The following is a 10,136-nucleotide window of genomic DNA, read 5'->3' as shown; positions in this document are numbered from 1 at the left end:
AGTCGCTGCAAACCAAGCAGCAGCTGGGCATCCAGGCGCTCTCCATCGCCAACCAGTCGTCTTCGTCGATCCTCAGCCTGTTCCGTTAAGCCTGAGCGTACCGAGTAAGCGTCAGAGGGGCGGGTCTTCGGACCCGCCCCTTTTCTATTGGGGATTGGCGCCCGGCAGGGCCTTGCCCATTCGTACCAGCGGCACCTCGACCCCGCGCGAGGTCGAGGCCGAGAACCGCTCGATCTCCCGGTAGCCGCAGGCGCGGTAGAGCGGCTCGCCGGCCAGGGTCGCGGCCATCTCGCAACGCGTGAAGCCCTCCCCCGCCGCCGCCGCCTCGCAGGCGTCGAGGATCAGCCGCCCGACGCCCTTCCGGACATGGTCGGGGTGGGTGTACATCGCCCGCACCCTGGCCGCGTCGCGGGCCGGGTCCAGCAGGGCCGCGTCACGGCCCGCCGAGTGGTCGCCGCCGAACAGCGTCGCCCGCCGGCTCCAGCCGCCGCAGCCGGCCAGAGTCCCGTCATGCTCGACCACGAAATAGGTGCCGTCGGCGACCAGTTGGCTGTCCAGCCCCATGATCTCGAACGAGGCGGCCACCTCGTCCGGCGGCAGGAACGGCGTCAGGAGTTCGCCGATCGCGGCGTTCATCAGCTCACGCAGGGCGGGCAGGTCCTCGGGCGAGGCGAGACGCAGGTTCAGGCTCAAGGTGACGGCTCCTCTGGCGGTCCCCCGAACTTGGCGACGCGGCCCGACCGCGCCAACCCGTCGCGACCGGTCGAAACGGCACATTTCCGCGTCGCGCGAAATAAATCGCATGACAACGTTGTCACGTTTGCTAGGTTCGGCTATAGAGGTCTCAGCCCTTCTGGGCGTTTCCTCCTATGCGACTTTGGCCGTCTTCTGCTCTCCTGCGAAGGCGGCCTTTCTTTTGCGCGTTACCCACGCCGGCCGATCCTCGCCAAGGCGCCGACCGCCCCCGCCGCGAACAGGCCGCTGCGCCAGGCGCTCTCGCGATCCGGCGCCAGGCCGCTGGCGGCGATCCGGGCGTCGAAATCCATCACCTGCCAGGTCCATTCGTCGTTGCCGGCGTGGATGACCACGGCGTAGTCGCGCACCTGGATCTGGTCGTAGGGCATGGGTCGGGCTCCGTGTTGTGGGAGCCAAGACTAGGGACCGGCCGTCGCGCGATGGTGGCCGAGGGTTACAGGAGCGGCGGAAGGGCGATGGAGATTTCGTGCAGACAACAAAAATGGCACGCGCCTAGGCCGTGACGATCCGCCCGTCCTCGACCGTCACCGGCCACGGCGACAGCCGCGCCCCGACGCAGGGTCCGCCAACGCAGGCGCCGGTCTCGGGCTCGAACAGCGCCCCGTGCCAGGAGCAGGCGATCAGCCCGCCGTCCTCGGTCAGGTAGCGGTCCAGCACCTGGGCCAGCGGCAGGCCGGCGTGCGGGCAGCGGTCGACATAGCCGAACGCCGCGCCGCCGCGCCGCACGACGAAGCCGTGGAAGCGCTTGTCGCCGATCTGCAGCACGTAGTTGCGGGCGCCGGGGTCGGCGATCTGGTCGAGCGGGCCCAGCTTGACGCCAGCCGGCGTCGTCCAGACCCGTCCGACCGCCACCTCTCCCGGCGCGTCGCTCATCAGGAAGAGGCCACCGTCTGCTCGATGGCGCCGAAGATCGTGTGGCTCCTGGCGTCGCGCATCTCGATGCGGACGGTGTCGCCGGCCTTCAGGAAAGGGGTCTTGGGGTGGCCGGTCTGCAGGGTCTCGACGGTGCGGACCTCGGCCAGGCACGAATAGCCCAGGCCGCCCTCGGCCACCGGCTTGCCCGGGCCGCCATCGGCGTCGCGGTTGCTCACCGTGCCCGAGCCGACGATGGTGCCGGCCGCCAGGGCCCGGGTCTTGGCGGCGTGGGCCACCAGGGTCCCGAAATCGAAGGTCATGTCGGCCCCGGCGTCGGCCCGGCCGAACGCCTTGCCGTTCAGCTCGACCAGCAGCGCGCCCGACAGCTTGCCGCCCTTCCAGGCGTCGCCCAGGGCGTCCACCGAGACGGCGACCGGCGAGAAGGCGCTGGCCGGCTTGGACTGCACGAAGCCGAAGCCCTTGGCCAGCTCGGCCGGGATCAGGGCGCGCAGGGAAACGTCGTTGACCAGCATCACCAGGCGGATCGCCGCCAGGGCCTCGTCGCGGGTCGCGCCCAGCGGCACGTCGCCGGTGATCACCGCCACCTCGCCCTCCAGGTCGCCGCCCCAGGCCGGGTCGGCCAGCGGGATGGCGTCGCGCGGCCCCAGGAACCCGTCGGAGGCGCCCTGGTACATCAGCGGGTCGGTCCAGAAGCTCTCGGGCATCTCGGCCCCGCGGGCCTGGCGCACCAGTTGCACGTGGTTCACATAGGCCGAGCCGTCGACCCACTGATAGGCGCGCGGCAGCGGGCTGGCGGCCTCGCGCTCATGAAACCGTTCCTGCGGCACGCCGCCGTCCTCGAGGCTGGCGGCCAGGGCCCGCAGCATCGGCTCGCAGCGCTCCCAATCGTCGAGAGCGGCTTGCAGGGTGGGGGCGATCGTTCCGGCATCGGTGAACCAGGCCAGGTCGTTGGAGACCACCACCAGCCGGCCGTCGCGGCCGCCCTTCAGAGACGCGAGCTTCATGGGCGCTTCCTCTTTGTTGTCGTTGACCTAAGGCAGCCGGGCTTTCGGGAAGCCCGTCCAGCACGCGTCATAGTCGGCCTGAAGTTCGGAAGTCTCCAGCGCGAACTTCGTCGGGCGGATCACCCAGCGGCTCTCGAACATGAAGGCCAGCGTATTGTCGATCTTGTGCGGCTTCAGCTGCGCCTCCGTGGCGCCCTTGTGGCTGGCGACGTCGGGGCCATGATCGCTCATGGCGTTGTGCAAGGACGCCCCGCCGGGCGAGAAGCCGCCGGCCTTGGCGTCGTAGGCGCCGGTGACCAGCCCCATGAACTCGCTCATCACGTTGCGGTGGAACCACGGCGGCCGGAAGGTGTGCTCGGCCACCATCCAGCGCGGCGGGAAGATCACGAAGTCGACATTGGCCGTGCCCGGAACCTCGCTGGGCGCGGTCAGGACGGTGAAGATCGACGGGTCGGGGTGGTCGAAACTGACCGTATTGATGGTGTTGAACCGGGCCAGGTCGTACTTGTAGGGCGCGAAATTGCCGTGCCAGGCGACCACGTCCAGCGGGCTGTGGTCCCAGGTCCCGGCCCACAGGCCGCCCTGGAACTTCTGGATCACCTGCGTCGGGGCGTCGACGTCCTCGAAGGCGGCGACGGGCGTGAGAAAGTCGCGGCTGTTGGCCAGGCCGTTCGAGCCGATCGGTCCCAGCTCCGGCAGGCGAAAGGCCTGGCCGTAGTTCTCGCAGACATAGCCACGCACCGGGCCGGAGACCTCGACCCGGAACCGCACGCCGCGCGGGATCACCGCGATCTCGCCGGGGGCCACGTCGATCCGGCCCAGCTCGGTGACCAGGCGCAAGCTCCCCTGCTGCGGCACGATCAGCAGCTCGCCGTCGGCGTTCTGGAACACCCGGCCGGTCATCGAGCGGTTGGCCAGGTACAGGTGCGTGGCCATGCCCTGCTGGGTCGCCACGTCACCGTTGCCGGCCAGGGTCACTAGGCCGTCGACGAAATCGACGGGTTCGGCGGGAATCTCCAGCGGGTCCCAGCGCAGGCGGTTGGGGGTCGGGGCGGCGGCGTCGAACGGGCCGCTCTTCAGACGCTCCTGGACGTAGGGCGCATAGGGCCCGTGGCCGGCGCTGGGCCGCAGGCGGTAGAGCCAGCTGCGGCGGTTCTCGTGCCGGGGCGCGGTGAAGGCCGTGCCCGACAGCTGTTCGGCATACAGCCCGAACGGCGGCGTCTGCGGCGAGTTCTGGCCGACCGGCAGGGCGCCGGGCACGGCTTCGGTGGCGAAGCTGTTGCCAAAGCCGGATTGGTAGTGGAGGTCCATGAGCGCTTCCGTGACCCTCTGGCCATTTTATCGTTGTCATCCCGGAAGCCTCGCAGAGGCTGTCCGGGACCCAGGGCGGCCGCACCGCATTGGCCCGGTCCCCTGGGTCCCGGCTCTACGCTACGCTTCGGCCGGGATGACAAGGAAGGGGAATTCGAGAGAGACGGCTACGCCTCGACGGTGATCACGCCGCGGCGGATCTGGTCCAGCTCGATGCTCTCGAACAGCGCCTGGAAGTTGCCGTTGCCGAAGCCTTCGTTACCCTTGCGCTGGATGACCTCGAAGAAGATCGGCCCGAACAGGTTCTCGGTGAAGATCTGCAGCAGCAGGCCTTCCTCGCCGACATTGCCGTCCAGCAGGATGCGGTTCTTGCGCAGCCGCTCGACGTCCTCGCCGTGGCCCGGCACCCGCTTGTCGATCAGCTCGTAATAGGTCTCGATGGTGTCCTGCAGCTTGACGCCGCGGGCCCGCAGCCGCTCGACCGTGTCGTAGATGTCGGGCGTGGTCAGGGCCAGGTGCTGGATGCCCTCGCCGTTGTACTGGCGGATGAACTCCTCGATCTGGCTCTGGTCGTCCTGGCTCTCGTTGAGCGGGATGCGGATAGCCTTGTCGGGCGCGATCATCGCCTGGCTGAACAGGCCAGTGGCCTGGCCCTTGATGTCGAAATACTTCTGCTCCTCGAAGCCGAAGACGTCGCGATAGAAGGTCGACCAGGTGCGCATCTGGCCGCGCTTGACGTTGTGGGTCAGGTGGTCGAGCAGGTCGAGGCCGACATTGTTGGCCGCCTCGGCCTCCGCCGCGCCGGGCACGGGCGTCCAGCTGTCGTAGATCGAGCCTTCGCCGGCCACGAGGTAGAGCATCGAGCCGCCGATGCCTTCCAGCACCTTGGCGCCTTCGCCCAGCACGGTCTTCGACGCGTCGGCCGCCACCGCCCCGCGCTTCAGGGCTTCGGCGAACGCCTGGTCGACGTCCTCGACCCGGAAGGCCATGCCGTTGGCCGACGGGCCGTGGGCGGCGCGGAACTCGGCGACCTGGCCGGTCTGTTCCTCGTTGACCAGCAGGTTGATGCGGCCCTGCTTGTAGCGGGTCACGGCCTTGGTCGGATGGGTGCTGGCGGCCACGAAGCCCAGCTGTTCGAACAGGCCCTTCATGGCGGCCGGATCGGGGCTGGTGAACTCGACGAACTCGAAGCCGTGGAGGCCGAGGGGGTTTTGCACGGTGATGGTCATGACGGGCTCCGAAGTCAGAGAGCGAGGGCGGCGGGCAAGGCGGCGATCAGACGGTCGTTGTCGGCGGGGCGGCCGATGGTGATCCGCACCCAGCCGCCGGGCACCGGCGTGGGGCGTACGATAAGCCCCTCCGACAACAAACGCGTGGCCGTGGCTTCGGCGCCGGCCGGGCTGCGCAGGAAGACGAAATTGGCGGCGCTCTGGGTGCGCGGGGCGCCCATGGCGTCCAGCACCGCCTCGACCCGGCCACGTTCGGCGATGGTCAGGGCGACGGTGCGCTCCAGATGCTCCTGGTCGTCCCAGGCGGCCAGGGCGGCGGCCTGACTGATGGCGGTGACGTTGAAAGGCGGGCGGATGCGGTCCAGGTAGCCGACCAGCTCGACCGACGAGCAGATGCCGTAGCCCACCCGCATGCCGGCCAGGCCATAAGCCTTGGAGAAGGTGCGGCCCGAGACCCAGGTCCCGCCCCAGGCCTTCAGCAGGGCCAGGGTGTCGAAGGCCTCATGGTACTCGCGGTAGGCCTCGTCGACGAACACCACGGTCGAGCGCGGGGTGACGGCCAGGATCTCGCCGATGTCGACGCCGGACAGGGCGTTGCCGGTCGGGTTGTTGGGGGTGCACAGCACCAGCAGCTTGGGGCCCTTGGCCGCCTCGACCTTGAAGGCCTCGACGTCGAGGTCGAAATTGGCCAGGCGCGGCACGTCGACGAGCACGGCCTCGGCGCAGCCGCCGAAGATCCCATAGGCCGGGAAGGTCGGCGAGCTCAGCAGGATGCTGTCGCCCGGGTGCAGCACGGCGCGGAACAGGTAGTCGATCAGGGCTTCGGAGCCCGGGGTCATGACAATCCGGCCCGCATCGATCTCCAGCCGCGCGCCGATCGCGGCGCGCAGGGTCTCGCAATAGGGGTCGGGATAGATTTCCGGGCTGGCCAGGGCGGCCTGGACGGCGTCGGCGACCCTGGGGCTGCAGCCCAGCAGGTTCTCGTTGCTGGCCAGCTTGGACAGGTCGGCGCGGCCCGCCAGGCGGCCGGCCTCGGCCAGGGTCATGCCGGCCTTGTAGGCGCTGACGCCTTCGAGGGCCGGACGCACGGGCGAGATGACGGCCGGCGACAGGGACTTTTGATCGACAACAAGCATGCGCCAACGCTCCGCGAACCAGGGACGCGGCAGGATAGGACGTTCGCGGCGACGGTGTGTGGCGATGATGACCGTGATTTATCCACAAATGGTCATATTATGCCAATTGAACGCCAAGTTATCGACTTGCCGAGACCAATCTTTAGGATTGTCATCCCGGACGTAGCGCAGCGAAGATCCGGAACCGCCGGAAACGCGGCGCTCACGCGTCGGTCCCGGATCGGCACGCTACGCGCTTGTCCGGGATGACAGGCTGAGGTGATTTCACGGCTGGGGACATGCGCATGCGCATGTCCCCGATCCTTGCCCGGAACCGCTCAGGAAAGGCGGTCGCGGAAGTCCGTGTAGTCGAACTGTCGAACCAGCCTCAGGGCGTCGGTCTGGCTGTTCCACAGCGCGATGGCCGGCAACGGCACGCCGTTGAAGGTGTTGGTCTTGACCATCGAATAGTGCGCCTGGTCCAGGAAGGCGATGCGCTGGCCCGGGGCCGGCGGGGCCTGGAAGACGTAGTCGCCGATGATGTCGCCGGCCAGGCAGGAGGGGCCGCCGATCCTGACCACGACGCCCGCTTCGGCCTCATCCAGCATCGCCGGCCGGTAGGGCGCCTCGATGACGTCGGGCATGTGGCAGGTCGCCGAGATGTCGGTGATGGCGACGGCCAGCGCGTTGTCGAAGGTGTCGAGGATCTCGCCGACCAGGATGCCGGCGTCCAGGGCGATCGCCTCGCCGGGTTCGAGATAGACCTCGAGCCCGTGGCGCTCGGAGATCCGGGCCAGGAAGGCTATCAGGTCCTCGCGCTGGTAGTCGGCGCGGGTGACGTGATGGCCGCCGCCCAGATTGAGCCATTTCACCTGGGCCAGCATCCCCCCGAGCTTCGGTTCCAGCGACGCCCAGATGCGCTGGAGCGGCTCGAACCCCTGCTCGCACAGGGCGTGGATGTGCAGGCCGTCGACGCCCTCCAGATGCTCCGGGCGCAGCTGGGACACCGGAAAGCCCAGCCGCGAACCCATCTGGCACGGGTCGTACTTGGCCACCTCGGCCTCGCTGTGCTCGGGGTTCAGGCGCAGCCCGATCTCGAACACCTCGCCTTGACCACGCGCCGCCGCGATCAGGTCGGCGAACCGGGCGATCTGGTCGGGCGAATTGAAGATCACCGTGTCGGACAGCCGCAGGATCTCGGGCAGGTCTTCGCGCCGGTAGGCGGGCGAATAGGTCGTCAGCTCGCCGCGATAGTGCTCGCGCGCCAGCCGCGCCTCCCACAGCCCGGACGCGCAGACGCCGTCGAGATACTCGCCGACCAGGTCGGCCAGCGACCACATCGAGAAGGCCTTGAGCGCCAGCAGGACCTTGGCGCCCGCCCGGTCGCCCACGTCCTTGAGGATGGCCAGGTTGCGCCGCACCGCAGCCTCGTCGACCACGAAACAGGGCGACGGGACGCGGTTCAGGTCAAATCGTGCGAATGCGCCGGGGCCGGCCGCCTTGGTTTCCATGTCCCGGACCGATCAGAAGGCGAGCGGAGCCGCCAGGTCGCGGACCTGCCAGGGCAGCCCGTGCCGGTTCAGCATGTCCATGAACGGATCGGGGTCCAGCTGCTCCATGTTGAAGACCCCCGCGCCCTTCCATTGGCCGGTCAGCATCAGCGCCGCGCCGATCATCGCCGGGACGCCCGTCGTGTAGCTGACGGCCTGGTTGCCGGTCTCGGCATAGGCTTCCTCGTGATCGCAGACGTTGTTGACGTAGACCGTCCTGGGCTGGCCGTTCTTCTCGCCGGTGGCGATGGTGCCGATGTTGGTCTTGCCCTTGGTGATCGGACCCAGCGAGGCCGGCTCGGGCAGCAGGGCCTTGAGGAATTCGATCGGAATGATCTCGCGCCCCTGGAACATCACCGGGTCGATCCGGGTCATGCCCACGTTCTGCAGCACGTCGAGATGCTTGAGGTAGGAGTCGCCGAACGTCATCCAGAAGCGGATGCGCTTGATCTCCGGGTAGAACTTGGCCAGGGACTCAAGTTCCTCGTGGTACATCAGGTACATGTTCTTCGGGCCGACCTGGTCGAAGTCGAACACCTGCTTGTGCGACAGCGCCGGCCCCTCGATCCATTGGCCGTTTTCCCAGTGCCGCGACGGCGCGGTCACTTCGCGGATGTTGATTTCCGGATTGAAGTTGGTGGCGAACGGCAGGCCGGTGTCGCCGCCGTTGCAGTCCAGGATGTCGAGCGTGTCGATCCGGTCCAGCAGGTGCTTCTTGGTGTAGGTGGCGTACACCGAGGTCACGCCCGGGTCGAAGCCGCTGCCGAGCAGGGCCATCAGGCCGGCGTCCTTGAAGCGGTCCTGGTAGGCCCACTGCCAGCTATATTCGAACTTGGCCTCCTCGCGCGTCTCGTAGTTGGCGGTGTCGAGATAGTTCACGCCGGCCGCCAGGCAGGCGTCCATGATCGCCAGATCCTGATAGGGCAGCGCTAGATTGACCACGACACCGGGCTTGACGGCCCGGATCAGCGCCGTGGTCGCCGCGACGTCGTCGGCGTCCAGCTGCGCCGTATCGATGGTCACGCCGGTGCGCTGCTTCACCGATTCCGCGATGGCGTCGCACTTGGATTTCCGGCGACTCGCCAGCGTGATGTGCGAGAAAACGTCGTTGTTCATCGCCATCTTGTGGACCGCGACCGAACCGACGCCGCCCGCGCCGATAACCAGAACCCTGCTCATTTGGGCTTCTCCTAACGCCTGACAGCCTCGTGCAGCATAGCCGCCTTCACGAGGGGCGGGGGTCTTATCACGAGGACTACAGGTTCGCTAACCGCCCTTGATGAACGTTCCAATCGTCTGGCCCGCTCCGCCCCCTATTCCAGGTAGTCCAGCGGCAGGGCCGTCGCGTCCTTGATGGTCTCCAGGACGAAGCTGGAGCGGATGTCCTTGACCGCCGGCATCTTCAGCAGGCGCTTCATGGTGAAGTCGGCATAGGCGTCGAGATTGGGGGCCACCACCCGCAGCAGGTAGTCGTAGCCGCCGGTCATGGCGTGGCAGCCGACCACCAGGGGCTCGCGCAGCACCGCCTCCTTGAAGCCCTCGGCGGCGGTCTCGCTGTGGCGGTCGACCTGCACCTCGACATAGGCCAGCAGGTCCAGCTTGGCCTTGCGGCGGTCAAGCAGCGCCACATAGCCGCTGATCAGCCCCGAGGCCTCCAGCTGCTTGACCCGCCGCAGGCAGGGGCTGGGCGACAGCCCTACCCGCTCGGCCAGCTCGACATTGGTGACCCCGCTGTCCTGTTGCAGGATCTCGAGGATCTTTCGATCGGCGCGGGTGAGCTTCATCGTGACCGTTTTTCCGGATCGCTTGGCAGGATGTGACGAGGATAGCGGGAACGCCCGGCCGGGAACACACCCTTCAGGCCGGTATCCGCCGCCCGCCGGAGCCTAAATCCACTCCTGGGCGTTGAGACCGTGAGGCCCGATCGCCTCCACGACACCAAGCGCCAAACCGAGCCTTGGACACCGCCGGGCCGACCAACGTCCCGCCACCCACGGAGAAAACCCCATGCGCCTTGCTCTGATGATCACCGCTTCGCTTGCCGGCCTGTCGCTGATGGCCTGCTCGCAGAAGACCGAGGAACACGCCACCACCGCCGCCGACCAGGCCGCCACCGCGGCCGCCTCGGCCGCCCAGGACACCGCCGCCAACGTCAACGCGGCCGCCGACAAGACCGCGGCGGCGACGGACAAGGCGATGGACAAGACCGCCGCCGCCGCGGACCAGGTCGCCGAAAAGACCACCGCGGCCGCGGACAAGGCCGTCGACAGCGCCACCGACGCGGCGGCCGCCGCG

Annotated in this window: 10 protein-coding genes and 2 pseudogenes; 2 read left to right on the top strand and 10 right to left on the bottom strand. The window is 68.3% G+C overall.

Features of this window, described 5'->3' with window-relative positions; all coding sequences use genetic code 11:
- Window positions 1-89, top strand: a pseudogene (locus PMI01_RS26955) (flagellin); the annotation flags it as partial.
- 55 nt (window positions 90-144) lie between these two features.
- Here PMI01_RS26955 and PMI01_RS04670 read toward each other — a convergent pair.
- The 10 genes from PMI01_RS04670 to PMI01_RS04625 form a co-directional block, all read right to left on the bottom strand.
- Window positions 145-636 carry a GNAT family N-acetyltransferase gene (locus tag PMI01_RS04670; protein WP_238537004.1) on the bottom strand — a complete coding sequence of 164 codons (492 nt, stop codon included), beginning with the start codon at window positions 634-636 and terminating at the stop codon, window positions 145-147.
- Window positions 637-923: 287 nt separating this feature from the next.
- Window positions 924-1,124 carry a hypothetical protein gene (locus tag PMI01_RS04665; protein WP_007663811.1) on the bottom strand — a complete coding sequence of 67 codons (201 nt, stop codon included), beginning with the start codon at window positions 1,122-1,124 and terminating at the stop codon, window positions 924-926.
- 124 nt (window positions 1,125-1,248) lie between these two features.
- Window positions 1,249-1,629, bottom strand: coding sequence for a Rieske (2Fe-2S) protein (locus tag PMI01_RS04660; protein ID WP_007663807.1), 381 nt, complete (start codon window positions 1,627-1,629; stop codon window positions 1,249-1,251).
- Entirely contained in the window at window positions 1,629-2,636 is a 1,008-nt protein-coding gene (locus PMI01_RS04655; protein ID WP_007663803.1) for a fumarylacetoacetate hydrolase family protein, read from the bottom strand. The genes PMI01_RS04660 and PMI01_RS04655 overlap by 1 nt, the downstream gene beginning before the upstream one ends.
- Before the next feature lie 27 nt (window positions 2,637-2,663).
- Window positions 2,664-3,947: a homogentisate 1,2-dioxygenase gene (gene hmgA / locus PMI01_RS04650; protein ID WP_007663799.1), complete on the bottom strand. Its 1,284-nt coding sequence runs from the start codon at window positions 3,945-3,947 to the stop codon at window positions 2,664-2,666.
- Between the two features lie 167 nt (window positions 3,948-4,114).
- The gene (gene hppD, locus PMI01_RS04645; RefSeq protein WP_007663796.1) at window positions 4,115-5,176 is read right to left on the bottom strand and encodes a 4-hydroxyphenylpyruvate dioxygenase; all 1,062 of its coding nucleotides are present in this window, start codon (window positions 5,174-5,176) and stop codon (window positions 4,115-4,117) included.
- A gap of 14 nt (window positions 5,177-5,190) precedes the next feature.
- Window positions 5,191-6,312, bottom strand: coding sequence for a pyridoxal phosphate-dependent aminotransferase (locus tag PMI01_RS04640; RefSeq protein WP_007663792.1), 1,122 nt, complete (start codon window positions 6,310-6,312; stop codon window positions 5,191-5,193).
- Window positions 6,313-6,629: 317 nt separating this feature from the next.
- Window positions 6,630-7,802, bottom strand: coding sequence for a carboxynorspermidine decarboxylase (locus PMI01_RS04635; RefSeq protein WP_007663790.1), 1,173 nt, complete (start codon window positions 7,800-7,802; stop codon window positions 6,630-6,632).
- Window positions 7,803-7,814: 12 nt separating this feature from the next.
- Window positions 7,815-9,020, bottom strand: coding sequence for a saccharopine dehydrogenase family protein (locus PMI01_RS04630; RefSeq protein ID WP_007663788.1), 1,206 nt, complete (start codon window positions 9,018-9,020; stop codon window positions 7,815-7,817).
- A 134-nt stretch (window positions 9,021-9,154) separates the two neighbouring features.
- Complete coding sequence (locus tag PMI01_RS04625; RefSeq protein WP_007663786.1) at window positions 9,155-9,625, bottom strand: Lrp/AsnC family transcriptional regulator; 471 nt, start codon at window positions 9,623-9,625, stop codon at window positions 9,155-9,157.
- 223 nt (window positions 9,626-9,848) lie between these two features.
- Between PMI01_RS04625 and PMI01_RS04620 the strand changes: the two are divergent.
- Window positions 9,849-10,136: pseudogene (locus PMI01_RS04620) on the top strand (hypothetical protein); the annotation flags it as partial.

Source organism: Caulobacter sp. AP07 (assembly GCF_000281955.1).
Lineage (GTDB): Bacteria > Pseudomonadota > Alphaproteobacteria > Caulobacterales > Caulobacteraceae > Caulobacter.
This window is presented reverse-complemented; position numbering and strand designations above follow the sequence as displayed.

What these genes read in the sequence shown, in the direction of transcription:
- PMI01_RS04630 (WP_007663788.1), bottom strand. Translation starts at nt 9,020, where the DNA reads ATGAGCAGGGTTCTGGTTATCGGCGCGGGCGGCGTCGGTTCGGTCGCG.
- PMI01_RS04635 (WP_007663790.1), bottom strand. Translation starts at nt 7,802, where the DNA reads ATGGAAACCAAGGCGGCCGGCCCCGGCGCATTCGCACGATTTGACCTG.
- PMI01_RS04670 (WP_238537004.1), bottom strand. Translation starts at nt 636, where the DNA reads ATGAACGCCGCGATCGGCGAACTCCTGACGCCGTTCCTGCCGCCGGAC.
- hppD (WP_007663796.1), bottom strand. Translation starts at nt 5,176, where the DNA reads ATGACCATCACCGTGCAAAACCCCCTCGGCCTCCACGGCTTCGAGTTC.
- PMI01_RS04665 (WP_007663811.1), bottom strand. Translation starts at nt 1,124, where the DNA reads ATGCCCTACGACCAGATCCAGGTGCGCGACTACGCCGTGGTCATCCAC.
- PMI01_RS04640 (WP_007663792.1), bottom strand. Translation starts at nt 6,312, where the DNA reads ATGCTTGTTGTCGATCAAAAGTCCCTGTCGCCGGCCGTCATCTCGCCC.
- PMI01_RS04655 (WP_007663803.1), bottom strand. Translation starts at nt 2,636, where the DNA reads ATGAAGCTCGCGTCTCTGAAGGGCGGCCGCGACGGCCGGCTGGTGGTG.
- PMI01_RS04625 (WP_007663786.1), bottom strand. Translation starts at nt 9,625, where the DNA reads ATGAAGCTCACCCGCGCCGATCGAAAGATCCTCGAGATCCTGCAACAG.
- PMI01_RS04660 (WP_007663807.1), bottom strand. Translation starts at nt 1,629, where the DNA reads ATGAGCGACGCGCCGGGAGAGGTGGCGGTCGGACGGGTCTGGACGACG.
- hmgA (WP_007663799.1), bottom strand. Translation starts at nt 3,947, where the DNA reads ATGGACCTCCACTACCAATCCGGCTTTGGCAACAGCTTCGCCACCGAA.